The organism is Microvirga sp. 2TAF3 (assembly GCF_052114965.1).
GTDB lineage: Bacteria > Pseudomonadota > Alphaproteobacteria > Rhizobiales > Beijerinckiaceae > Microvirga.
The window spans coordinates 219,117-242,551 of the sequence record NZ_JBFRFT010000003.1 but is presented as its reverse complement, the minus strand read 5'-3'; the positions used below and the strand labels follow the sequence as shown (position 1 = coordinate 242,551).

Annotated in this window: 28 protein-coding genes; 13 read left to right on the top strand and 15 right to left on the bottom strand. The window is 63.2% G+C overall.

Annotated features, from left to right (window positions below):
* Nucleotides 1–141 precede the first annotated feature (141 nt).
* Nucleotides 142–1,026 (top strand): S-methyl-5'-thioadenosine phosphorylase, encoded by an 885-nt coding sequence (locus AB4Y97_RS05330; protein ID WP_441997975.1) that lies wholly within the window; start codon nt 142–144, stop codon nt 1,024–1,026.
* Here the strand turns inward: AB4Y97_RS05330 and AB4Y97_RS05325 are convergent, their stop codons facing one another.
* A complete protein-coding gene (locus AB4Y97_RS05325) occupies nt 1,027–1,218 on the bottom strand; it encodes a hypothetical protein (protein ID WP_441997974.1) in 192 nt (63 codons plus the stop codon). It lies immediately after the preceding gene.
* Between the two features lie 53 nt (nt 1,219–1,271).
* Here AB4Y97_RS05325 and AB4Y97_RS05320 point away from each other — a divergent pair, with 53 nt between their 5' ends.
* Nucleotides 1,272–1,817, top strand: coding sequence for an adenine phosphoribosyltransferase (locus tag AB4Y97_RS05320; RefSeq protein ID WP_441997973.1), 546 nt, complete (start codon nt 1,272–1,274; stop codon nt 1,815–1,817).
* A 126-nt stretch (nt 1,818–1,943) separates the two neighbouring features.
* Here AB4Y97_RS05320 and AB4Y97_RS05315 read toward each other — a convergent pair whose 3' ends face one another.
* The 10 genes from AB4Y97_RS05315 to AB4Y97_RS05270 all read right to left on the bottom strand — a co-directional run bounded on the left by AB4Y97_RS05315 (nt 1,944) and on the right by AB4Y97_RS05270 (nt 10,237).
* Nucleotides 1,944–2,960, bottom strand: a complete 1,017-nt coding sequence (locus AB4Y97_RS05315) for a MaoC family dehydratase (protein WP_441997972.1) — start codon at nt 2,958–2,960, stop codon at nt 1,944–1,946.
* Nucleotides 2,961–3,018: 58 nt separating this feature from the next.
* Entirely contained in the window at nt 3,019–3,687 is a 669-nt protein-coding gene (gene nfi, locus AB4Y97_RS05310) for a deoxyribonuclease V (RefSeq protein WP_441997971.1), read from the bottom strand.
* Between the two features lie 58 nt (nt 3,688–3,745).
* Nucleotides 3,746–3,928, bottom strand: a complete 183-nt coding sequence (locus AB4Y97_RS05305) for a hypothetical protein (RefSeq protein WP_441997970.1) — start codon at nt 3,926–3,928, stop codon at nt 3,746–3,748.
* Nucleotides 3,929–4,000: 72 nt separating this feature from the next.
* Complete coding sequence (ychF, locus tag AB4Y97_RS05300) at nt 4,001–5,098, bottom strand: redox-regulated ATPase YchF (RefSeq protein WP_441997969.1); 1,098 nt, start codon at nt 5,096–5,098, stop codon at nt 4,001–4,003.
* Between the two features lie 24 nt (nt 5,099–5,122).
* Entirely contained in the window at nt 5,123–5,755 is a 633-nt protein-coding gene (pth, locus tag AB4Y97_RS05295) for an aminoacyl-tRNA hydrolase (protein WP_441997968.1), read from the bottom strand.
* Nucleotides 5,756–5,843: 88 nt separating this feature from the next.
* Nucleotides 5,844–6,464 carry a 50S ribosomal protein L25/general stress protein Ctc gene (locus AB4Y97_RS05290; RefSeq protein WP_441997967.1) on the bottom strand — a complete coding sequence of 207 codons (621 nt, stop codon included), beginning with the start codon at nt 6,462–6,464 and terminating at the stop codon, nt 5,844–5,846.
* 165 nt (nt 6,465–6,629) lie between these two features.
* Nucleotides 6,630–7,286: a flavin reductase family protein gene (locus tag AB4Y97_RS05285; RefSeq protein WP_441997966.1), complete on the bottom strand. Its 657-nt coding sequence runs from the start codon at nt 7,284–7,286 to the stop codon at nt 6,630–6,632.
* A 117-nt stretch (nt 7,287–7,403) separates the two neighbouring features.
* Nucleotides 7,404–8,336 carry a ribose-phosphate pyrophosphokinase gene (locus tag AB4Y97_RS05280; protein WP_441997965.1) on the bottom strand — a complete coding sequence of 311 codons (933 nt, stop codon included), beginning with the start codon at nt 8,334–8,336 and terminating at the stop codon, nt 7,404–7,406.
* A gap of 156 nt (nt 8,337–8,492) precedes the next feature.
* Entirely contained in the window at nt 8,493–9,011 is a 519-nt protein-coding gene (locus tag AB4Y97_RS05275; protein ID WP_441997964.1) for a hypothetical protein, read from the bottom strand.
* A gap of 65 nt (nt 9,012–9,076) precedes the next feature.
* Nucleotides 9,077–10,237, bottom strand: coding sequence for a benzoate/H(+) symporter BenE family transporter (locus AB4Y97_RS05270; protein WP_441997963.1), 1,161 nt, complete (start codon nt 10,235–10,237; stop codon nt 9,077–9,079).
* 110 nt (nt 10,238–10,347) lie between these two features.
* On the opposite strand from AB4Y97_RS05270, the gene uvrC reads away from it, so the two are divergent.
* The 10 genes from uvrC (at nt 10,348) to AB4Y97_RS05220 (ending at nt 18,781) form a co-directional block, all read left to right on the top strand.
* On the top strand, nt 10,348–12,363 hold the full coding sequence (gene uvrC / locus AB4Y97_RS05265; protein WP_441997962.1) for an excinuclease ABC subunit UvrC: 2,016 nt from the start codon (nt 10,348–10,350) through the stop codon (nt 12,361–12,363).
* A 125-nt stretch (nt 12,364–12,488) separates the two neighbouring features.
* Nucleotides 12,489–13,103 (top strand): CDP-diacylglycerol--glycerol-3-phosphate 3-phosphatidyltransferase, encoded by a 615-nt coding sequence (gene pgsA / locus AB4Y97_RS05260; protein WP_441997961.1) that lies wholly within the window; start codon nt 12,489–12,491, stop codon nt 13,101–13,103.
* Between the two features lie 6 nt (nt 13,104–13,109).
* Nucleotides 13,110–13,361, top strand: a complete 252-nt coding sequence (gene moaD / locus AB4Y97_RS05255) for a molybdopterin converting factor subunit 1 (protein ID WP_441997960.1) — start codon at nt 13,110–13,112, stop codon at nt 13,359–13,361.
* Nucleotides 13,362–13,382: 21 nt separating this feature from the next.
* On the top strand, nt 13,383–13,838 hold the full coding sequence (locus AB4Y97_RS05250; RefSeq protein ID WP_441997959.1) for a molybdenum cofactor biosynthesis protein MoaE: 456 nt from the start codon (nt 13,383–13,385) through the stop codon (nt 13,836–13,838).
* A 143-nt stretch (nt 13,839–13,981) separates the two neighbouring features.
* Nucleotides 13,982–14,236, top strand: a complete 255-nt coding sequence (locus AB4Y97_RS05245; RefSeq protein WP_441997958.1) for a hypothetical protein — start codon at nt 13,982–13,984, stop codon at nt 14,234–14,236.
* 544 nt (nt 14,237–14,780) lie between these two features.
* Complete coding sequence (locus AB4Y97_RS05240; protein WP_441997957.1) at nt 14,781–15,776, top strand: extensin-like domain-containing protein; 996 nt, start codon at nt 14,781–14,783, stop codon at nt 15,774–15,776.
* Between the two features lie 79 nt (nt 15,777–15,855).
* Nucleotides 15,856–16,287 (top strand): hypothetical protein, encoded by a 432-nt coding sequence (locus AB4Y97_RS05235; RefSeq protein ID WP_441997956.1) that lies wholly within the window; start codon nt 15,856–15,858, stop codon nt 16,285–16,287.
* Between the two features lie 92 nt (nt 16,288–16,379).
* Nucleotides 16,380–16,952: a ribonuclease T2 family protein gene (locus AB4Y97_RS05230; RefSeq protein WP_441997955.1), complete on the top strand. Its 573-nt coding sequence runs from the start codon at nt 16,380–16,382 to the stop codon at nt 16,950–16,952.
* A 212-nt stretch (nt 16,953–17,164) separates the two neighbouring features.
* Nucleotides 17,165–18,013: a 23S rRNA (adenine(2030)-N(6))-methyltransferase RlmJ gene (locus tag AB4Y97_RS05225; RefSeq protein WP_441997954.1), complete on the top strand. Its 849-nt coding sequence runs from the start codon at nt 17,165–17,167 to the stop codon at nt 18,011–18,013.
* Between the two features lie 162 nt (nt 18,014–18,175).
* Nucleotides 18,176–18,781: a glutathione S-transferase gene (locus AB4Y97_RS05220; RefSeq protein ID WP_441997953.1), complete on the top strand. Its 606-nt coding sequence runs from the start codon at nt 18,176–18,178 to the stop codon at nt 18,779–18,781.
* Between the two features lie 57 nt (nt 18,782–18,838).
* Here the strand turns inward: AB4Y97_RS05220 and AB4Y97_RS05215 are convergent, their stop codons facing one another.
* Nucleotides 18,839–19,543, bottom strand: a complete 705-nt coding sequence (locus AB4Y97_RS05215; RefSeq protein ID WP_441997952.1) for an outer membrane protein — start codon at nt 19,541–19,543, stop codon at nt 18,839–18,841.
* A gap of 304 nt (nt 19,544–19,847) precedes the next feature.
* Between AB4Y97_RS05215 and AB4Y97_RS05210 the strand changes: the two genes are divergently transcribed.
* Nucleotides 19,848–20,603 carry an SDR family oxidoreductase gene (locus AB4Y97_RS05210; RefSeq protein ID WP_441997951.1) on the top strand — a complete coding sequence of 252 codons (756 nt, stop codon included), beginning with the start codon at nt 19,848–19,850 and terminating at the stop codon, nt 20,601–20,603.
* Here AB4Y97_RS05210 and pgeF read toward each other — a convergent pair.
* The 3 genes from pgeF to lgt are packed head-to-tail and all read right to left on the bottom strand — an operon-like array spanning nt 20,584 to nt 23,314.
* The gene (gene pgeF / locus AB4Y97_RS05205; protein WP_441997950.1) at nt 20,584–21,360 is read right to left on the bottom strand and encodes a peptidoglycan editing factor PgeF; all 777 of its coding nucleotides are present in this window, start codon (nt 21,358–21,360) and stop codon (nt 20,584–20,586) included. The two genes, AB4Y97_RS05210 and pgeF, sit on opposite strands and share 20 nt — an antisense overlap.
* Before the next feature lie 5 nt (nt 21,361–21,365).
* Nucleotides 21,366–22,451: a class I SAM-dependent methyltransferase gene (locus AB4Y97_RS05200; protein ID WP_441997949.1), complete on the bottom strand. Its 1,086-nt coding sequence runs from the start codon at nt 22,449–22,451 to the stop codon at nt 21,366–21,368.
* Nucleotides 22,448–23,314 carry a prolipoprotein diacylglyceryl transferase gene (lgt, locus tag AB4Y97_RS05195; RefSeq protein WP_441997948.1) on the bottom strand — a complete coding sequence of 289 codons (867 nt, stop codon included), beginning with the start codon at nt 23,312–23,314 and terminating at the stop codon, nt 22,448–22,450. Before lgt ends, AB4Y97_RS05200 begins: the two co-directional genes overlap by 4 nt.
* Nucleotides 23,315–23,435 lie beyond the last annotated feature (121 nt).

The window sequence follows — 23,435 nt, the reverse complement described above, 5'->3', positions numbered from 1 at the left end:
CTAGGCGAAGTTGAGATGAAAAGGCCCCGTTCCGGGGCCTTTTTCTTTGGATGGTGCGCGGGTGGTCATGGCCCAAGGCGGCGATCGGGCCCTACATTCTCCCCGAACGCAGAAAGCCCGGATCGAAGGAGGGCAGGAACGATGAGCAAGGCCGTATTAGGTATCATCGGGGGATCGGGCGTCTACGATCTGCCCGGGCTCGAAGACCTCCGTGAGGAACACATATCGTCTCCCTGGGGAGAGCCTTCGGATGCGCTGCGAATCGGGCGTATCGGGTCGACGAAGGTCGTCTTCCTGCCCCGCCATGGACGCGGGCATCGCTATTCGCCTTCCGATATCAATTATCGCGCCAATATCGATGTCCTGAAGCGCGCAGGCGTCACCGATCTGATCTCGGTCTCGGCCTGCGGCGCCTTCAAGCCGGAGCTTCTTCCGGGAGTCTTCGTGCTGGTCGATCAATTCGTGGACCGTACCCACAAGCGCGAGACGTCGTTCTTTGGCCGTGGCTGCGTGGCCCATGTGCCCATGGCCCATCCGGTCGGCCCCCTGTTGCAGCAACGGATCGCGGAAGCGGCGACCGAGGAGAGCCTCCCCTTCCGGCTCGGCGGAACCTATGTCTGCATCGAGGGGCCGCAATTTTCGACCTATGCCGAGTCGATGACCTACAAGGGGCTCGGCTACGACGTGATCGGCATGACCGCCATGCCGGAGGCGAAGCTCGCCCGCGAAGCCGAGATCACTTACGCCACCATCGCCATGGTGACGGATTTCGATTGCTGGCATCCGGAGCATGGGGACGTGGATGTGGCCGCGGTCGTTGCCGTTGCTCAGCAGAATTCGGCGAAGGTAGCCAAGCTGATCGCCCGGGTCGCGAAACACTTCCCCGCCGAGCATGAAGCCTGTCCGGCCGGTTCCGACCGTGCTCTCGACAACGCTATCATGACGGCGCCTTCCGCATGGGATCCGAGCCTTTTGAAGAAGCTCGATGCGGTGGCGGGCCGGGTTCTCACACCCGCAGCGGCCTGATCATGTCACCATTCCGCCCATCATCCCGAATCCGAAGATGAGCCGGAGCAGCCAGCCGATAAAAGCCAGGATGAAAGCGACGATGAAGGCTGCCGGGATTGCAGCGAGCGAGGCTTTCACGAAAAACAAAACCAGGCTTCCGAAGGGGATATCGATGTCGGTGATAATCGTTCGCTGGAACGGTTCGGGCATGACGCGGCTCCCCGGATGATGTCATTCGTCCTCAAATGTGTCAGGGTACGTGTATGGACCAGCGTCTTCTCACCGATCTCAAGTCAGCGATCCGCTCGATTCCGGATTATCCGAAGCCCGGCATCGTCTTCAGGGACATTACGACATTGCTCGGCGATGCGCGTGCGTTCCGTCGGGCGGTGGACGAACTCGTCCATCCTTTCGCGGGCGGGCGCGTGGACAAGGTGGCGGGAATCGAGGCGCGGGGCTTCATCCTCGGCGGTGCTGTCGCCCACCAGCTCTCAGCCGGCTTCGTCCCCATCCGCAAGAAGGGCAAGCTGCCCCATGAAACCGTGCGGATCGCCTATTCGCTGGAATACGGCGTGGACGAGATGGAAATTCACACGGACGCCATCGGCCAGGGCGAGCGGGTCATCATCGTCGACGACCTGATCGCCACCGGGGGCACGGCCGTCGCCGCGACGCAGCTCCTGCGTCAGATGGGCGCCAACATCGTGGCGGCCTGTTTCGTCATCGACCTGCCGGATCTCGGCGGCGCCGCGAAACTTCGCGATCTCGGCGTCGAGGTGCGAAGCCTCGTGAGCTTCGAAGGGCACTGAGCTTTTTGGCCTTGCGGCGACTTCCCACTGTCATTCCGGGGCGTGCGTTAGCGAGAGCCCGGAATGACAGTGGAGTTCGCCATTTCGGGGCGCCGCAGGGAGTCCGACCCGGCCGCAAACGCGGCCTTACCTTTCAGACCGTCTTTCCCAGAACACCGCGCCATCGAACGCAAAGACCTCTTCACCGTGTTGGTTCACACCGATGTTGTGGTGGGTCGCCAGCCCCCAACCGGGGCGGGAGGCGGAGACACGCTTGCCGGTCAGCGTCGTGCGGTAGGTGATCGTGTCGCCCACATAGACGGGCTTCAGCCATTTCAGGTTGCTGAACCCCGGAGAGGGGCCGAGCCTTGCCGGACGCTCGCCGCGGGCGAGCGTCTCGCTGCGGATGCGGTCGCGATGACCCGCCAACAGCTTCATCCAGATGCTGGCCGTCTGCCAGCCCGAGGCGCAAAGTTCACCGAACAGGCTCACCTTCGCGGCGTCCGGATCGACGTGGAAACGTTGCGGGTCGAACTGCTTCGCAAAGCGGATGATGTCCTCGGACGTGAAAGCATACTCGCCCAGGACTTCCGTTTGACCCGCGACGAGATCTTCGAGATAGGGATTGGCCGACATGGGCGGCAGTTCGATGGCCGACGCAGATGCAGAGGAAGCTCGCTCCACCGGAGGGCGGCGGCTTCCGTTGATGGCGAGGCCGGTCTCCTTGCGCCCGAACATGATCCAGTTCTTCTGGATCATGACGATTTCGTCATCCTGGTTGAGCATCTCGAACTGAAACTGCACGAGGCCGATGGAAGGCCTGCTCCTCGAGGGACGGGAATCGAGAACCGTCATCCGCGAGCGCAACGTATCGCCCGGACGGACAGGCCTCATCCATTTGAGCTCGTCGATCCCCGGCGATCCCATGGAGGTCGAATCCAGGATAATGCCGTCAGCGAGCAGGCGCATGTTGAGCGCGCAGGTATGCCAACCCGAAGCGATCAGGGTGCCTACGAAACTGTCCTTGGCAGCGATCTCGTCCACATGAAAGGGCTGCGGATCGTATTCCCGCGCGAACGCGATGATCGCGTCCTTCGAGACGGTGATCGGGCCTAAAACTTGGGTCGAGCCGGGTGTGAAGTCTTCAAAGGCAAAACGGGGCATCGGGCTTTCGTCTGCATGGAACGGAAAGGCCCATGGCGGCCCTTTCCCAACGCGAAGGTCACGGATTGAACTGTCCAGCGGCGTTGTGCGCCAAGCGGATCGGCTCGGGCAAGCGATATTTCGGTGAGCAGGCTAGGACGAGCGTTGCCGCCGTCTCGATGTCCGCCAGATGGCCGGGTGAGATGAACATAGGGTTCTTGCCCGTGCGGGTCCGCAGGGCCACGCCGATGGTCTCGCCGCGATCGATGAGGGGTGCGGCGGCGCCCTTCTCCTCGGCCAGGTTCTTGTAGCGTCCGCACAGAAGCGTCTTGCCGCAGCCGATGGTCGGGCGCTGCAGCCACAAGCCCATATGGCTTGCGATGCCGATGCGGCGGGGATGGGCGATGCCCATGCCGTCGAAGAGGAAGACGTCGGGCGCGGATTTCAGCTTCTCGAAAGCCTCCTCCAGCACCGGACCCTCCCGGAAGCTCAGGAGCCCGGGAATGTAGGGAAAGGGCGTGGGGCGCTGGGCTAGGACCGTCTCGATGGGCAGAAAGCCCGGATAGGTCATCGCGACGATGGCGGCCTGCGACTGCTCGTTCTTCACACTCACGTCGACGCCGGCGACGACATGGACGGCTGAAAGGTCGATGGGGCGGTCGGAAACGACTTCGGTTCTCAGCTCTTTCTGAAGAGCGATGGCCTCTGCGGGGGAGAGATTCCAGGAATGGCGATGATGAATTTGCATGGAAGGAGCATCAGAAGGGTCTGATGCTCAACGCGTCAAGACTTGCGAACGATCCCGCTCAAGAGTGGCGCTCGGGCCAGCGGGATACGTGCCCGTGCCGTCCGGTGAAGAGGGCATAGAGGGTGCTGAACGCGAACCCGCAGGCGATAAGAATGGCAAGAAGCAGCTCGGCCGAGCCGGGACCCGGCGAGACCACAGCCCCGCCCACCGCAAAGGCGATATCTTCCAATGAATCCTGCATGGGCTGTCCCTCCATGCAGGATTAACGCACGACGCAGCTGAACGTGCGGCCAAGCCGCCGTTCACAAATCCGTCAGTTTGCGAACCGGAAATGCAGCACGTCGCCATCCTGCACGGTGTATTCCTTGCCTTCCAGGCGCAGCTTGCCCGCATCGCGCGCACCGGCCTCGCCCTTCAGCGAGACATAATCCGGATAGGCGATGGTCTCGGCCCGGATGAAGCCCTTCTCGAAATCCGTATGGATGACGCCGGCCGCCTGCGGGGCGCGGGTGCCCGTGGTGATCGTCCAGGCGCGGGCTTCCTTCGGGCCGACCGTGAAATAGGTGATGAGGCCGAGCAGTTCGTAACCGGCGCGGATTACGCGGTTGAGGCCGGGCTCGGCGAGGCCGATGGCGTCGAGATAGTCCTTCTGCTCGTCAGCGGCGAGCACGGCGATCTCGCTCTCGATCTTGGCCGAGACGACGACGGCCTTGGCGCCCTCTTCCTTGGCGCGCTCGAAGACCTTGGCCGAGAAGGCGTTGCCCTGGTCCGCGGAAGCCTCCTCCACGTTGCAGACATAGAGGACGGGCTTGGAGGAGAGCAGGCCGAGCATCTGGAACAGGCGCTCCTCCTCCGGCTTGCGCTCCACGAGACGGGCCGGCTTGCCGTCGCGCAGCAGGGGAAGCGTGCGATTGACGAGGTCGAGGGTTTCCTTGGCTTCCTTGTCGTTGCCCTTCGCCTTCTTCTCGAGCGCCGTGACGCGCTTCTCGAGGCTCTCAAGATCAGCCAGCATCAGCTCGGTCTCGATGATCTCGATATCGGTGATGGGATCGATCTTGCCTTCCACATGGGTGATGTCGGTATCCTCGAAGCAGCGCACCACGTGGGCGACCGCATCGACCTCGCGGATATTGGCGAGAAACTGATTGCCGAGGCCTTCGCCCTTGGACGCGCCGCGCACGAGGCCCGCGATATCCACGAAGGTGAGGCGGGTCGGGATGATCTGGCCCGAGCCGGCAATGCCGGCGAGCTTTTCGAGACGGTCGTCCGGCACGGCCACGTCGCCCACATTCGGCTCGATGGTGCAGAACGGATAGTTCGCCGCCTGCGCCGCAGCCGTCTGGGTCAATGCGTTGAAGAGGGTGGACTTGCCCACATTCGGCAGTCCGACGATACCCATCTTGAAGCCCATGGCCTCACTCCTTGCGTGCCGGCGTCAGCCGGCGTTGTTCTTGTCTTGGCCGGGCTTCTCGCCGGGCCGTTTCACGTCCGTCCAGCCCTTCGCCTCCATGGCGAGGTGGACCTTGTTCTGAAAGCTCGCATCCTCGCCCTTGGCGAGAAGCGCCGCATTGTCCGCAATGGCGCGGGTCAGATCCTCGACCCAGGGCTCCTCCGCCTTGGCGAAATCCCCGAGAACATGGGCCTGGACCAGCGGCTTGTGGCCTGGATGACCGATGCCGAGCCGCACGCGGCGGTAATCGTTGCCGCTATGGGCTGTGATCGAGCGCAGGCCGTTATGCCCGGCATTGCCGCCGCCGACCTTCACCCTGAGCTTCGCGGGGGGCAGATCGAGCTCGTCGTAGAAGACCGTCATGTCCGAGAGCGGGATCTTGAAGAAGCGCTGGGCTTCCGCCACCGCCCGTCCGGACTCGTTCATGTAGGTCTGCGGCTTGAGGAGAAGCACCCTCTCGCCCCCGATCACGGCTTCCGCGGTCTCGCCCTGAAAGCGCTTGCGCCAGGGGGAGGCCCCATGGGCGCGCGCGATCTCGTCCACTGCCATGAAGCCGATATTGTGGCGGTTCTTGGCGTAGCGGGATCCAGGATTGCCGAGGCCGACGAAAAGGCGCATCGCGGGACACCCTCATAAGAAACGCTCCGGCCTTGCGGTCGGAGCGTCGAAGCCGATCGATAGGGCAGACGCCCGGCGTAAAGGCGGTTTAGGCCTTGGGAGCCTCGCCCTCGGCCGCTGCCGGAGCCGCTTCCTCTTCCTTCATGCCGGACGGAGCGACGACCGTGACGAGGGTGACGTTCTCCGTCGAGGTCGGCTTGGCGCCCTTCGGCAACTTGATATCTGCGAGGTGGACCGACGAACCGATGTCGAGATCGGCGACGGAGGCCTCGATGAAGTCCGGAATCGCATCGGAGGGAACGAGCAGTTCCACCGAGTGCTCGACGATCTGGAGCGTGCCGCCGCGCTTCACGCCCGGGCTCTTCTCCTGGCCGACCACGTGCACCGGCACCACGACCTTGATCGCCTGGCCCTTGGCGAGACGCAGGAAGTCGACGTGGATCGGGAAGTCCTTCACCGGATCGAGCTGGTAGTCGCGCGGAATCGCGCGGGTCTTCTTGCCGTTCACGTCGATCTCGAAGATCGTGGTGAGGAAGTGGCCGGCGAAGATCAGCTGCTTCGTCTGGTTGAAGTCGAGGGAGATCGCCTCGGCGGCCTGGCCGCCTCCATAGATGACGGCGGGAACTTGGCCCTGGCGACGAACGGCCCGGGCGGCCCCCTTGCCGGCCCGGTCGCGCGCCACGGCCGTGATCTGCTTGATATCGCTCATGGTCGTGGTCCTTAAAAACAGGTGGTTAAAAACCGAAGGCCGCCCAGGGTCCTAAAACCTTTTTGGCGGCCGTCAGGTCGGGCGCCCGTGCCTCCAAGGGTGTCGAGCGGGCGCGAGGCGGCTTATAGAGAAAGCCGCCCGGAAATGCAACAAGTTGGCAGGCTCTCATGCCTCGGCTTTGAAAGTCCGGCCGAGGTCGGTTCCGGCTGCGACATAGTGCCGAAAGACATATAGCAGGGGCTTCCAGCGGCTGACATCGATGTAGTTCGTCCCCGAGATCGTCATGTCGTCGTGAACGTGGACGCGCTCCACACAGGTCTCGATAATGGCGAAGGGATGGTGGGAACCTGCCCGCCATTCCTCTCCGCCGGAGGCGTGAACGGCCACGATGCGAGCCTCGAACTGAAGCGGGCATTCGGCAATGCGCGGCGGGCGCACGAGATCCGAGGGCAAGGGAGTCAGGCCGGCCGCCCCGAATTTTTGCGGTTCGTGATGATAGCCAGCAGCAGCTTTGTATTCAGGAACCGGATTGCGGGCAGTGGTCCGGGCGAGTCGCTCCACCTGCTCCCAAAGGCCGGCGGGAGCGAGATTTATCACGCATTCGCCCTCACGGACGGCGTTCTCGCTTCCCTGTCCCCCGGTCGACATCCCAAGCACGACCCGATCCCCGAGCGCCCAGGCGGACGACATGGGGGAGATATTGGGAGTGCCATCCGGATTCATCGTTGTGATCAGCGCGACCGGAGTTCCAAAATAAAGGACCGACGGATTGATCACGCGGTGGGAAGGAAGAGCCTTTTCCTGGATTGAAACGTCGTTCATCTGCATACCGCCTTCGCAATGTGTCAAAGCAGGGCGGGCTTAGCAGAGGGGAAATATAGGCGTCTCGAATGGACGCTTCGGTCGCGACCGAAGCGTCCATTCGAGACAGGCTGTGTTCTAATCGAACAGGCTCGATACCGAGCTTTCCGTCGCCGTGCGGCCGATGGCCTCGCCGATGAGCTGGGCGATGGGGACGACGCGAATGTTGTGCGCCACCTTCACGGCTTCCGTCGGCATGATGGAATCGGTGATCACGAGTTCCTTCAGGCGGGAATTGGCGATGCGCGAGACCGCGCCGCCGGAGAGCACGCCGTGGGTGATGTAGGCGTAGACCTCCTTCGCCCCATTGGCGAGGAGGGCGTCGGCCGCGTTCACCAGGGTGCCGCCCGAATCCACGATGTCGTCGAGCAGGATGCAGGACCGGCCCTCGACTTCGCCGATGATGTTCATCACCTCCGACTCGCCTGGGCGCTCGCGGCGCTTGTCGACGATGGCGAGCGGGGCATCGATGCGCTTGGCCAGCGCGCGGGCGCGTACCACGCCGCCCACATCCGGCGAGACCACCATACGGTTGCCGCCGTCCAGCCGCTCCTTCACGTCCCGCGCCATGATCGGCGCGCTGAACAGGTTGTCGGTGGGGATGTCGAAGAAGCCCTGGATCTGCCCGGCATGGAGATCGAGGGTCAGAACGCGGTCAGCGCCGGCATTGGTGATGAGGTTCGCCACCAGCTTGGCCGAGATCGGCGTGCGCGGGCCGGGTTTCCGGTCCTGGCGGGCATAGCCGAAATAGGGGACCACCGCCGTGATGCGGCGCGCCGAGGAGCGGCGCAGGGCATCGATGATGATGAGGAGTTCCATCAGATGGTCGTTCGCCGGGAACGACGTCGATTGGATCACGAACACGTCCTCGCCGCGCACGTTTTCCTGGATTTCGACGAACACTTCCATGTCGGCGAAGCGCTTCACCTGACATTTGGCGAGCGGTACATTGAGATAGGCGGAGATGGCCTCCGCCAGCGGACGATTGGAATTTCCCGCGACGAGCTTCATGAACGCATCTTTGGCTCTAAAGAGTGACCTGTGGAGCCCACCGCGTGACGTTGTTGCCCTTGTGCGGCAAGGCGCATGGGTCTTAGCAGCGATAAGAAACCGTCACAATACGCGCATGGCCGCAGTTTGCAGCTTTCTTGACTTGGCGGGCTGCCGTTACTGAGCCGCAACAGCGTCAGGGTCGAAGGAGGCGGCGGTCTGGATCGGCGATTCCGCTTTCGAGGCGCTCAAGAACTCGGCGATCTCGTCCATGCTCGCGCTGGCCAGCGTGGCGAGCGTCTCCTTGTCGATGGCGGAAATGGACTTGGCCGCAACGCGGACGGGGCCCGTACCGGTCAGGCGCTTCGCCCGGCGCTTTTCGGAATCGAACACGTCCCAGACATAGGCGATCGTGGTCTCGCCGCCGGTCGTTTCCGTCGAAAGATAGCCGCGGACCCGATAGCGCGCCTGGGCGCTCGACCCGACAAGCTCCACCTTGCGGCTGGAGGCGGCTGTGGTCAGTTCGCCGAGGAAGGCCGTCCGGACCGGGGCCGGGGCGCCGTCGATGCTCTCAAGGGCGATGGGCACGCCCTCGGGCGATCCGCTCAGGGAGCCGAAGGAATCGGACTGGCAGGCTCCCAGCAGAACCGTGATCGCCAAGGCGGTTAAGCGTTCCGCATGCTTCATTCCGGCCATGGAGCCTCCCGTGCCGCTTCTTCGTGGTAACGAAGTTTTAAGCTTAACAGGCGCCGCCGTCCAGATCAGGTCCGTTTGCGGATCCGCCGGGCCAGGGTATCAAGTCCTAGGGCGATAAGTCCGATCGCCAAACCCCAGAAGGCCGAGCCGATGCCGAACAGGGAAAGGCCGGAAGCCGTCACGGCCAGGGTCAGGACCGCGGGAAAGCGCTTGGCCTCCTCGGAAAGGGCCGAACTCAGCGCGCCGGTGAAGGCCCCCATCAGCGCCAACCCGGCCACGGTCTTGATCAGCTCCGGCGGCAGCGCCGCGATCAGGGCGATGAGGCCGGCGCCGAAGATCGCGAAGATCAGGTAGGTGAGGGCATAGAAAGGGCCGACGAGCCAGCGCTTGGTCGGATCGGGATGGGTGTCGGGCCCGGTGCAGATCGCCGCCGAGATCGCCGCGAGATTGCTCGTATGCGCGCCGAACAGAGCGGTCACGACCGAGGAGAGCCCTGTCACCGCCAGGATGGGGCGCGAGGGCGGCGTATAGCCCGAAGCGCGCAACACCGCGAAGCCCGGCAGGTTCTGAGAGGCCATGGTGACGAGGAAAAGCGGCAGGCCGAGGCCGATGAGGGCGGCGGGCTCGAAAGCCGGCGGAATGAAGGTCAGCGACGAGAAGGTCAACTCGGAGAAGGGGACGTGGGCAAGGCCGTCCCCGAAGGCGAGGCCCAAACCGATGAAGAGCACCGCGAGCACCGCCATGGCGGGATTGAAGAGCCGGACCAGGAGAAAGACGGCGACGAGAGGAAGAACGAGGCGGGGTGCCCCTTGTGCGCTCTCGAAGACGGCCATGACGAAACGGATCAGAACCCCCGCCAGCATCGCGGCCGCGATCGCGGTCGGGATGCGCTCGATCAGCCGCCCGAAAGGTTTGACGGCGGCGGCGAGGATAATGAGGGCACCCGCGAGCAGGAAGGAGCCCACGGCGGCATTGATTGAGATTCCGCTCGAAGCCGCGATCAGGGCCGCGCCCGGTGTCGACCACGCGGTGACGACCGGAATGCGGTAGCGCACGCTCAAAAATCCGCTCGTCGCCGCCATGCTCAGGCAGAGCGCGGCGACCCAGGATGTGGTCTGCGCCGCATCCGCTCCCACCGCATGGGCGGCCGCGATGATGATCGCGATGGTGCTGCCGAAGCCGACGAGAGCCGCGATGACGGCGGAGGTGACGATCGACAGACGCATCCTGAGCTCCGTTCATATCCAGGGGCTTAGTGGTTTAGACGGGATGGGGGGCTATTGCCAGTTCGTCCCAGGCTCTTCCCTGTGAAGGCGGGAATCCTTAAATCTTCCGCATGAGTCGCAACACCACCAACGACGTTCCCCCCGACATTCTGGACAATGAGGACGATGACGATGCGGTCTCGCTGGAGAGCGGGTCCGATGTCGAATTCGATCTGGAAGCCCATCCCGGCTCGGTCCAGCGCGGAACCGAGGTCATCAAGCGGTTCTGGACGACGCTGCCCAATGCGCCGGGCGTCTATCGCATGCTCGATGGCAAGGGCGACGTGCTCTATGTGGGCAAGGCGAAGAGCCTGAAGGCCCGCGTGGGCTCTTATGCCCGCGGGCAGGCCCATTCGAACCGCATCGCCCGGATGATCGGCGAAACCACCTCGATGGAGTTCGTCACCACGGCGACGGAAACCGAGGCGCTGCTGCTCGAGGCGAACCTCATCAAGCAGCTCAAGCCCCGCTACAACGTGCTTTTGCGGGACGACAAGTCGCTCCCCTATATCCTGCTGACGGGCGACCACGAGGCGCCGCAGCTCGTGAAGCATCGCGGCGCACGCAAGCGGAAAGGCGATTATTACGGCCCCTTCGCCAGCGTCTGGGCTGTCAACCGCACGATCAACGCCCTGCAGCGCGCATTCCTGCTGCGCTCCTGTAACGATAGCTATTACGAGAACCGCACCCGGCCCTGCCTTCTGTTTCAAATCAAGCGCTGCTCGGGCCCTTGCACCGGGGAAATCTCGCCCGAGGATTATGCCAAGCTCGCCGACGAGGCGCGGGCGTTTTTGTCCGGCAAGTCGAATGCGGTGAAGGCGCGTATCACGGCGGAGATGCAGGAGGCGGCGGAAAACCTCGAATTCGAGCGCGCGGCCCGCTGCCGCGACCGTCTCGCCGCGCTCTCGGCGATCCAGGGCGTTCAGGGCATCAACACCCAATCGGTGGAAGAGGCCGACGTGTTTGCCATCGACGAGCAGGCGGGCCAGTTCTGCGTGGAGGTGTTTTTCTTCCGCAACTGGCAGAACTGGGGCAACCGCGCTTACTTTCCGAAGGCCGACAAGTCCATGAGCCCGGAGGAGGTTCTCTCGTCCTTCGTCGCTCAGTTCTATGACGACAAGCCGGCCCCGCGCCTGATCCTGCTCTCCCACGAGATCGAGGATTCGGAGCTCATGGCGGCCGCATTGTCGACTCGGGCGGAAGCGAGGGTCGAGATTCACGCTCCCCAGCGTGGCGAGCGGCGGCAGCTCATCGATTACGTGCAGCGCAACGCCAAGGAGGCGCTCGGGCGGCGGCTGGCCGATACGGCCTCCCAGCAGAAGCTTCTCGTCTCCCTCGGCCAGGCCTTCGGCCTGCCGAAGGCGCCGCGGCGGGTGGAGGTCTACGACAACTCGCACATCATGGGCACCAACGCGGTCGGAGCCATGGTGGTGGCGGGGGCGAACGGCTTCATGAAGCAGCATTACCGCACCTTCAACATGAAGTCGGAGGACCTGAAGCCCGGCGACGATTACGGCATGATGCGCGAGGTGCTGCAGCGGCGCTTCGCGCGTCTCGTGAAGGAGGAACCCCAGTCATCCTCCCCTCTCGAGGGGGAGATGGAGCAGGCGGATGACGACAGCTTCCCCGCCTGGCCGGATCTTGTCCTCATCGACGGCGGCAAGGGACAGCTCGAGGCGGCCCGTCAGGCGCTGGCGGAGGTGGGCGTTGGCGAAGACGACGTCGCCTTGATCGGCATCGCCAAGGGACGCGACCGCGACGCCGGGCGCGAAACCTTCTTCAAGCCCGGACAGCCGCCCTTCAAGCTGCCGCCGCGCGACCCCGCGCTCTATTTCGTCCAGCGCCTGCGGGATGAAGCTCACCGCTTCGCCATCGGGGCGCATCGGGCGAAGCGCAAGCGCGAGATGGTGAAGAACCCGCTCGACGAGATTTCCGGCATCGGGCCGACCCGCAAGCGGGCGCTCCTGCACCATTTCGGCACCGTGAAGGCGATCCAGAGGGCGGCGCTGGAGGACCTCATAAAGGCGCCGGGGGTGAATGCGGCGACGGCGCGCGCGGTCTACGACTTCTTCCACGAGAGAGGGTGACACGGGCCCGGCGTCATCTTCACGATTGCTCGATGGTAAAGTCGGATTTCGTTGTTTGCCGCCGAGCGACGCACCTCCAATTAAAGCCGGGCCGGCGAAGTCCGGTTGACGGAACGTCCCTCGGCATGCTTCCTGCCTTTTCCATGAGCACCGCCTCCTCCATGCGCCGGTCGAAGGCCTTCAATCTCGCGAATCTGCTGACCTATGGTCGGCTTGCGGCCGTGCCTGCGGTCGTCGGTCTTCTGTTCTGGCCGGAGGATCACTGGTCCCGCTGGGCTGCGCTCGGGATCTTCGCCCTTGCCGGCATCACGGATTATCTCGACGGCTACGTGGCGCGCACTTATGCGCAGCAATCCGCCCTGGGGCGCATGCTCGATCCCATCGCCGACAAGCTGCTGGTGGCGGCCTGCCTCCTGATGCTGGTGGCCGACAAGACGATTCTGGGTTGGTCCCTGTGGGCGGCCATCGTGATCCTGTGCCGGGAAATCCTGGTCTCGGGCCTGCGGGAATTCCTGGCGGAGCTGAAGGTCGGCGTTCCAGTCAGCCGAGTCGCCAAGTGGAAGACGACGGCGCAGATCGTGGCCGTTGGCTTCCTCATTGCCGGACCCGCGGGCGAGACGGTTCTGCCGGGAACGGTCCTGATCGGAACAATCCTCCTGTGGGTCTCCGCTATCCTGACGATCTATACAGGCTGGGATTATCTCAAGACCGGGATCCACCATATGATGGATGAAGGGTAGGGCGCCATGAAGCTCGTCTACTTCGCCTGGGTGCGGGAGCGCATCGGCAGGACGGACGAGGATGTGGACGTGCCGAAGGAGGTCGCGACCGTCGCGGATCTCGTGCGCTGGCTCAAGACGCGCGGCGAGGAATACGAATACGCCTTCGAGAACGAAGACATCGTCCGCGCCGCCATCGACCATGTGCATGCCAAGCCTGACAGGGCCATCGCCGGTGCGCGGGAAATCGCCTTCTTCCCGCCCATGACCGGGGGCTAGCCGATCACATCGAGGTCGAGTGTGAACACCACCATCCGGATTCAGGCCGAGAGCTTCGATCTTGCCGCCGAGACGGCGGCGCTGACGAGAAACCGTGCCGATATCGGCGCCGTCGTCAGCTTCACGGGCCTGTGCCGGGATGAGGGAGGACGGCTCTCCGCCCTGGAGCTTGAGCATTATCCCGGCATGGCGGAAGCGGAAATCGCCAGAATCGCAGCCGGGGCGCAGAAACGCTGGCCGTTGATGGGGACCACCATCATCCATCGTTTCGGCAAGATCCGCCCGGGGGAGGACATTGTCCTGGTCCTGACCGCCTCCGCCCATCGCGAGGCCGCTTTCGAGGCCGCCTCATTCCTGATGGATTACCTCAAGACCCATGCGCCGTTCTGGAAGCGCGAGCATCTCAAGGACGGGATCATCGGCGGCTGGGTCGAGGCGAAAGCCCTGGACGACGAGGCCACCGAGCGGTGGGCGTAAGGCGTTATCTTCTTGAAAAGACGCATTTTCCACCGCAAAATCGGAGTCCAGTTTTGCTGAAAATGATCTAGGCTTCATATCTCGCTTGACGGGATGTTGCCAGAGGCGGACCATCGACTGGAAAAGGATCGACGGAGGTGCTCATGCGTAGCGTCGTTGTCGCCCTAAGCCTGCTGATCGCCACATCCACAGGCGCTTTCGAGCCGCCGCGCACCGATCAGGCGCAGGCGCCCAGCCATAATCCGCTCGACTGTTACTGCAGGGCTCAAGGGAAGACCTTTGCCCTTGGCGCAACGGTCTGCCTCAGGACGACCGAGGGCCCGAAGCTGGCAAAGTGCAAGATGGAAATCAACGTGACGTCCTGGGCTTTCACCGAGACGCCGTGCCTGGATTCATGAAAAACGCTGCCGGAAGGTCCGGCAGCGTGTCTTGAAATGAGATGGGTTGGTCAGGTGTCGGATCCCCGCGGTCCGACCGGAATTGCCGTTTAGAAAACGCCGACGACAATCGCACAGATGAAGGCGAGCGAAACGCACACCGCCGCGATGTTGAGTTTGGAGGCCTTATCTAAATTCGACGTCAGGTTCATTTGTGACCCCTGTCTAAATGGAGGGGTAAGTTAACAAACGTTCAGCTTGGTGGGAAGCCCACCCTCCCTGTCAAATTAGAGATGCGTAACGGATATATTGGTTTCCAAGGTCTTAATGTGTTGTTCTGCCAATGAAATATGAATTTTGTGCGTAATCGTAAAAAAGCTTAATTCAAAGATGTCGGGAAAATATGCATATGTATATCGGCATAAGGTTAAATCTATTCATTAACCTGCTATGGCGATTGACCATTTTTCGAATTTTCTGTTCGCAGTCCCTGATTTTTAGCTCCTCAGGACAATAATCGTCGACGTTGACGAGATGTTTACACAAGTGAGCCTAGCTTGCCGTCATGCGTCGTGGGTTAGTTGCGTTTTTTGCCCTATCGCTTGTTGGGCTTGGTCTTACGGGTTGCGGGCTGTTCCGATTCGAACAGCGCGAGCCCTGGCGTGCGCAGGCGGAAGAGGCCTGTCTGGCGCAACGGCTCGTTCAGCCATCCGCCTATATGGCCCTGTCCTCCAAGATCGACGGGCCCGGCGCCTGCGGTATCGATTATCCTTTCAAGGTGGCCGCTTTCGGAAACGGCTCGGTGGGCTTGAAATCCAAGGTGACGCTGGCCTGCCCGATCATCCCCCGGATCGATACCTGGCTCGATGAGATCGTGAAGCCGGCGGCCGTGATGTATTTCGGCGTGCCGGTGGTCGATCTGAAGGCAGGCTCCTATTCCTGCCGGCCTCGCAATAACCAGAGGGGCGCCAAGACCTCCGAGCATGCCTTCGGCAATGCCCTGGACGTCATGGCCTTCATTCTCGCCGACGGGCGGGAAGTGGCGGTGGGGAAAGGGTGGAAGGGGGATCCGGCGGAGCAGGATTTCTTGCGCGAAGCCTTCGTCGGGGCCTGCCGTTACTTCACGACCGTGCTCGCCCCAGGCTCAGACCCTTTCCATTACGATCACCTGCATATCGACCTCGCCCGGCATGATCCCCGGGGCACGAGGCGCATCTGCAAGCCGATCCTGAAATTCACGGCGCGAATCGATCCCGACCGCGGTCGCCCGGCCGATGCGAACATGACTCAGATGGCCGACCTGGCGCCTATCGACATGGAGCAGGATATTCCGGAGGAGGGCATCCCCGCTGCTCCCGCCCTTGCGGCGCCTCTCCAGTCCCCGATGCCCCGGCCGTCGGCCAATGCGGGTGCGGGATTCTCGGCCGATTTACCGGGACCGAACGCAGCCTATTCGCGGGTTCCGCCGTCGCGTCCCATCGAGCAGACCTATGCGCCACCGGTTCGGCCGCCGTTATCGGCGGGCGCGCCGCTCGTCCTGAACAGCTCGGGGATCTATTAAAGCGGCAAGCGGAGCCTTGACCTTCCGCCGCGCCGCTTACATGGTCCAGATAGGCCGATGGATCTGTTGGAGCATGACAATGAAGTGGTTGGCGGCTTTGATTTCCTGTGCGCTGCTGAGCGCACCGGCGCTCGCTCGTGAAATAACGCCGGCGGAGCGACGGGATCACTCCTTCAATGCTTCGCTGCCGAGCTGCGAAGATCCCTCGGTTCTTTCTCAGATCTCGTCCGCTTTCTCGACCCGCGAAGGCCGGTTCTGGGAATCGTCGCTGGCCATCGTCGGTTTCGAGCGGGTGGGCGAAGTGGCATGGCGGCCATGGGGGCTCGATTACATCCCCCGTCGCTATTGCACGGGCACGGTGATCGTGTCGGACGGCTACAAGCGCAGGATCAATTACTCGGTCCGCGAGAAGCTCGGCTTCATCGGCATCAGCTGGGGCACGGAATGGTGCGTCGTCGGCCTCGACCGTAGCTATTCCGACGCGCCGCTGTGCAAACAGGCGCTGCCGTGATCCTGCGCCGGTGCCTTGCCTTCGCAGGCGCCTGGCTTCTCGCAACGCTTCCTTCTTCTGCTCAGACGATGCAGGAAACGAGGGGAGCCCCCATGGGCTCGTTCGACTTCTACGTTCTCGCCCTGTCGTGGTCTCCCGGTTTCTGCGAAACGAGCGCCCGTGGCAGCGAGAGCAAGCAATGTGATGCGGGGAACGGCCTCGGCTTCGTAGTCCATGGGCTGTGGCCGCAATCGGAACGGGGCTATCCCACCTTCTGCGAGCCCAGCGGACGCTTCGTGCCGCGTGCGGTGATCGACCAGACGACCGATCTGTTTCCGAGCCCGAATCTCGCCCGCTACCAATGGCGCAAGCATGGAACCTGTTCCGGCGAGAGCCCGAGCGGGTATTTCCGCTTGGTCCAGCAGGCTCGCGACCGGGTGCGCATTCCCGCGGCCCTCGATCGCCTCAAGGCTACGTCCCAGGTCATGCCGCTGGAGATCGAACGCGCCTTCGCCGATGCCAATCCGGGCCTGCGCCCCGAGATGATGGCGGTGTCCTGCGGGCGGCGCGTGTTCCAGGAAATCCGCATCTGCCTCGACAAGGATCTTCGCAACTTCCACCAATGCCCCGAGGTCGACCGGGATGCCTGCCGCGCGGGCGAAATCCTGGTCCCGGCCGTACGCTAGCGCATCGTGCGGAAAAGTGGACCGGGTTTTCCGCGCAAAACGATGCGCTCATCCAACGAGAGAGCATCGGGTCGATCCCAAAAGTGCATTCTACTTTTGGGTCCGATGCTAGAGTGTTTTTCGCGATGGAATGCGCTCCGCCTCTTTGACGAGACGCATTTTCTTCCGCAAAACCGAAAACCTACTTTTGCGGAGAATGCTTTAGGCATCCCATGAACTATCGGCACGCTTTCCACGCCGGCAATTTCGCCGATGTCATGAAACACGCGCTTCTGGCGCGGATCCTGGCCTATCTCCAGCGCAAGGAAACGCCCCTTCGCGTCATCGATACCCATGCGGGAATCGGGCTCTACGACCTTGCCGGCGACGAGGCCGGGCGGACGGGCGAGTGGGTCGACGGCATCGGCCGCCTCGGCGAGTTCTTCGCACCCGAGGTCGAGGTGCTGCTGGCTTCCTACCGCAAGGCCATCGCCGAGGTTCGCACCCGGCACGGGCAGACTATCTATCCAGGCTCTCCCGGTATCCTGCGAGAATTGCTGCGGCGGCAGGACAGGGGCGTCTTCGTCGAGCTGCATCCCACCGATCATGCCGTCCTGAGCGAGGCCTTCAATGCCGTGACCAATCTGAAGGTCATGCATCTCGACGGATGGACGGCGCTTCACGCCCTGATCCCACCGAAGGAAAAGCGCGGGCTTGTGCTGATCGACCCGCCCTATGAGGAGCCGAACGAACTGGAACGGCTCGGAACGGAGCTTCTGGCCGCCATGAAGAAATGGCCGACCGGGGTCTATGCCGGGTGGTATCCGATCAAATCCCTGGAGCCGGTGGACGCGCTCGCCGCGAGGCTTCATGCGGAAAGCCCTCGTCCGGGTCTGCGTCTCGAACTGCTCGTCGACGATCCGCGCGAGCCGGGGCGCCTGAACGGCAGCGGGCTGATCGTCCTCAACCCTCCCTGGTCGCTGAAGGAGGAGGCCGAAATTCTCCTTCCGACTCTCGCCGAGCGCCTGTCTCGCAGCGGTTATGGCGGCTATCGCTGTGAGACTTTCGGACCTCCCGCGTAAAACCGATTGCGGCGGCATCGTTCCGACGCCATGAAGATCGTCGTTCCTGAGAGTCCGGTCATACCTCCTTGAAACATGATCGGACTCCCAGCTTTGATGCCGCATGATCTTGCCGGACAACGGATTCCACCTGTCCCGATCATGCTCTAGCAGGATAGGCCCATGCTTTCTCTCCGTACTTCTCCCGCATCTCCCTTCGGCCGCAAGGTCAAGATCGCCGCCTCTCTGCTCGGTCTGTCCGACCGCATCGAGATCGTGAGCGCCGATACCGGCAATCCCGACGATTCGATCCGCCAGCAGAATCCCCTCGGCAAAATTCCGGCGCTCATTCTGGAAAACGGCGAGGCGCTCTACGACTCGCGTGTGATCGTCGAGTATCTCGACCATCTCGCCGGGGGCGGAAAAATCTTCCCCCCCGGCTGGGACCGGTTCGCGGCTCTGCGCCAGCAGGCTTTGGCCGACGGCATCATGGATGCGGCGCTGCTTCAGGTCTATGAGGGCCGCTTCCGCGCGGAGGACAAGCACGAGCCGAAATGGATCGAGCTCCAGGCCGGTAAGGTTCAGCGCGCGCTCGATTATGCGGAGGCTCACCTCTCGACGCCGGTGTCCACGCTGCATGTGGGCCATATCGCGCTGGCCTGCGCGCTCGGCTATCTCGACCTGCGCATGGGCGGAAAGTGGCGCGACACCTATCCGAAGCTCGTGGCATGGCTCTCGGATTTCGAAGCTCGCGTTCCCGCCTTTGCCAAGACCAAGATGCCTGCTTGATACGAAAAAGGCCCGGTGTTTCCACCGGGCCTTGTCCGTCGCGAATGCGACTTGGTCTTAGTAGCTCGAGAACTTGTAGTTCAGGCCGGCGCGAACCACCGCGAACTCGTTGTTCTTGTTGCTGACGAAATCGACCGGAGTGCCGACCACGAAGCGGTCGTTATTGCGCTCGAGGTTGACGTACAGACCTTCGACCTTGGCGGTCAGGTTGTTGGTGAAGGCGTATTCCACGCCGCCACCGAGGGTCCAGCCGCCGTTCGAGCCGCCGCCACCGAAGCTGCCGCCGACATCGCCATAGGCGAAACCGCCGGTGGCGTAGACGAGGGCGCGATCGAAGGCGACACCGGCGCGGGCGCGCACCGTGCCGAAGTAGTTGTCGCTGCTGTTGTTGTTGAAAGCGACAGAGCCGGGCGTACCAACCAGGAAGGCATTACGGTTGCCGCCGAGATCGGCGTATTGCAGATCCGTCTCGACGCCGATGACGAACGAGCCGATCTGGTAGTTGTAGCCGATCTGACCGCCGCCGACGAAGCCGCCATCGCTGCCGGTGTCGACCAGGCCGACGCCCGGAACGAACACGCTCTCGTTGTTCGTGTGCCAGCCGTAGCCAGCGTTCACGCCAACATAGAAGCCCGTCCAGGTGAAGACCGGAACAGCGGCGATGACCGGAGCGGGAGGAGCTGCGCGGACGGGCAGATCGGCCGCGAAGGCGGTTCCGGCAAAGCCGAAGAGAGCGACACTGGCGAGAAGAATTTTCTTCATTGGTTTGATTCCTATTCGACGGTCTCGGCCTGCGAATTCTTGACGTAAGAGCTCTTCGGACCGAGTCAGACAAGGAGTTCTATATAGAGCGAGAGCCTCGTGAGATCTGTGACATGTCCACCACAGCGCCGGATGGCACTGTGTCAGCATTGTGGCAGATGACATGTGCTATTCCCCTTTGGCATCGCCGGGATTCACAACGCTTTGCGGTTGATTTGGTTCGGGCGGGGATGCAAAAAATGTCTTTTTCTGGACGAATACTCTTCTATTACATAATATTGTGGCGCCTTAATTGGGGGAAGCGATGACACAGATTGCCTTGGTGACAGGAGGAGCGCGACGAATCGGCCGGTGTCTTGTCGAGAGACTCGCCCGCGAAGGATACGCCGTCGCGATCCACTGCAATCGCTCTGTCACCGAGGCTGAAAAGGTCGCGGACAATGTTCGGGCGAGCGGGGGGAGGGCGGCTGTCGTTCAGGCAGATCTGTCGGACGCGGGTGAGGTTGGCAGGTTGGTGGGGCGTGCCGTCGATGCCCTTGGGCCTTTGACCCTTCTCGTCAACAATGCCTCTGAATTCGAACCCGACGAGGTCGAGACTCTCACCCAGGAACGCTGGGATCGTCATTTTTCCATCAACCTTCGTGCGCCGGCTTTCCTGGCGCGGGATTTCGCGAACCAGATGCCGCCGGATCGCGAGGGCTGCATCGTTAACATCATCGATCAGCGCGTCTGGAAGCCGACGCCGCAATTCTTCTCCTATACCCTGACGAAATCGGCGCTCCTCGCGTCAACCCGGACCATGGCCCAGGCGCTGGCGCCGCGCATCCGCGTGAACGCCATCGGGCCGGGACCGACACTGGCGAACGAACGTCAGGAAGAGGAGGATTTTGCGAAACAGAACCGCGCGCTCCTGCTCCGGCGCGGCGGAACGCCGGAAGAGATCGGGGACGCCGTCATGTATCTGGCCCGGGCGCGCAGCGTTACGGGCCAGATGATCGCCGTCGATGGCGGTCAGCACCTGGCCTGGGAAACGCCGGACGTTACAGGTATGAAGGAGTGAGCGTGATCGCCGAGATCAGCCGGCCGTAATCGGGCTCGCTGCGATGGGTGGTGCGGCGATAGCTGAAGAAGTGCTCCTCGTTGACATAGGTGCACAAGCCCAGATTGGCGAATTCGCCGATCCCGGCCGCTTCCAGCCGCATGCCGATGAAGCCGGGAAGATCGAACATGGCGTGACCGGCCCGCTCGCTCGGCTGAAAGAAGCGCTTGTTGTCGGGACTCGTCTCGACAAAACGCGCCACGAAATCGGAGCCTACCTCGTACGCGCCCTGGCTGATCGTGGGCCCGAGCACCGCCACGATCTTGTCGCGCCGGGCCCCGAGCGTCTCCATGGCCGCGATGGTCGCCTCGAGAACGCCGGTCAAGGCACCGCGCCAGCCCGCATGGGCCGCGCCGATGACGTTCACATGCGGGTCCGCGAAGAGGATCGGGCCGCAATCCGCCGTGGTGATTCCAAGCGCGATGCCCGGCACGGAGGTCGCCATACCGTCGGCCTTCGGGCGCTCGCCGTTCCAGGGGCCCTCGACGATGACCGCATCGGCCGAGTGGACCTGATGCACGCTCACCAGGGCGTTGGGCGCCACTTCGAGTTCCTCCGCCATGCGGCGGCGGTTCTCTGCCACTTTGGCCGGATCGTCCGATGAGCCGAGCCCACCGTTGAGAGAGGCGTAAATACCCTCGGAGACGCCGCCCTCGCGGGTAAAGAAGGCATGCCGTAGATTAGGGTAGGCGGCGAGTTCGGGCGCTTCGATATACATGGGCTTCAGGTCCTCGTCTGGATCAGAGGGTGGGCGGCCAATCCGGGGACGTCTTCAAGGCCGGGATGGGTTAACGCCAAAACCTTAAAGAGCTCCCCCATGGCTTTGTCGCCGCCCGCGGTGAGGCGCTCCAAGGCCCGGTCGATAGCCTCCGCCTGGGCCGGGTTCGCCCGATGCTTCAAGGAGCTTGCTCGCGCCTCGATGCCGAGTGCCTGGAGAAAGTCCCTTTGCGTCGCCATCCCATGCACCAACGCATTCTCGCTGGCGGCTGCCTGGGCGAGGCGGTGGAAATCCACATGGGTCGTCAGATCGGCCTCCCCAGGCTCGGCCAGGGGATCCAGATAGGCATGCCGCTTCAGTGCCTGGAGCGTATCGCCGAAGGCGGGGCCCCAGTAACCGTAATCGATGAGGAGCGCGGCGCCCGTATCGCGTACGAGCCTTCGAGCAAGGTCTTTCGCCAGCGTGATCGAGGCCGAGGGCCATTCGAGAATGTCGCCCAGGCGCACCGGATTGCCGAAGGATTTCTCGGGCTCAGGGCTCAGGCCGAAAGCCAGCCGATCCTGGTCCAGGCCGACGAGCCGCTCGCACCAGCCGCGATCCGTGGCCATGAACTGGCGGACCGGCAGAGCATCGAAGAATTCATTGGCAACGAGAAGAGCGGGACCCGGGGGCACATCCTCCAGCCTGTCGTGCCATTCGACCGATATCCCCGACTTTTCCAGGATCGCCTTTTGCCGTTCGCGTAAGGTTGGGCTGGTTTCGACGAGGTGAACCGAAACGGCGGCGAGAAAATCCGGCATCAGTCTCGCCGCGCGCAACAGGTCGGCCATGAGCGTCCCGCGCCCCGGGCCCAGCTCGATCAGGCGGACCCGGGCGGGGCGCCCCATCCCATGCCAGACTTCGAGCATCCAGAGGCCGATCAGTTCGCCGAACATCTGGCTGATCTCGGGCGCCGTCGTGAAATCCCCCGCCGCCCCGAGCGGATCGCGAGTAGCGTAATAATGCTGGAGGCAGAGACCCATATAGCGCTCGACCGTGATCGGCCCTTCAAGGGCGATCAGGTCGCGCAGCCTGTCCGCGAACGCCGTCACGCGGGCTTGGCGACGGTCGACGGCCGGGTATGGCCGCGCGCCGCGATCCAGATGACTGCCATCCCGACGAGGGCCATGGGGACCGAGAGCAGCATGCCCATGGTGATGCCGCCTTCGAGCGCCTGGACGGATGAGCCGAACAGGAAGCCGAGCTGCTCATCCGGCTCGCGGAAGAACTCGCAGGCGATGCGCGCCAGCGCGTAACCGAGAACGAAGATGCCGCCGAGAAGGCCGGGGCGGCGGAAGCCGAAGCGGCGTACGGCGAAGGCCATGATGATGAACAGGATCAGCCCCTCACCGAAGGCTTCATAAAGCTGGCTCGGATGGCGCGGCACGGGGCCCGCATGGGGAAACACGATGGCATAGGGGAAATCCGGAGCGGGCCGCCCCCACAATTCCCCATTGATGAAATTGGCGATGCGGCCGAAGAACAGGCCGATGGGGGTCACGACCGATGCGAGATCGAGCATGGTCAGCGTATTCAAGCCGCGCGAGCGGGCAAACAGGACGATGGCGAGCGCAGCCCCGAGGAAGCCGCCGTGGAACGACATGCCGCCGCGCCAGACGGCGAAGATCTCCAGTGGCTGGGCGAGATAGGCGCTCAGATTGTAGAACAGCACATAGCCGATCCGTCCGCCGAGCACGACGCCGAGCGCGACCCAGACGATGAGATCGTCGATATCGATCGGCTTCGGTTGGGGGGCGGGCGCCCAGAGATCGGCCCGGGCCGCGAGGCGCTTCGCGTAGAACCAGCCGCCGAGAAGTCCGGCCACATAGGCCAGCGCATACCAGCGGATCGCGAAGGGACCGACCGAGAAGGCAACCGGATCGATGATGGGGAAGGCGAGGGCGGGAAGTGGCATTGAAACGGCCTTGATCAACGTTGCAGCCATTGGACCGCCGCAGCCGGGATCGTCAACCCTGTTGCAGTTTGCGCCTGTTGCAGTTCGTGGCGAAAGCGCCCACATGTTGGCGCATGCGGGT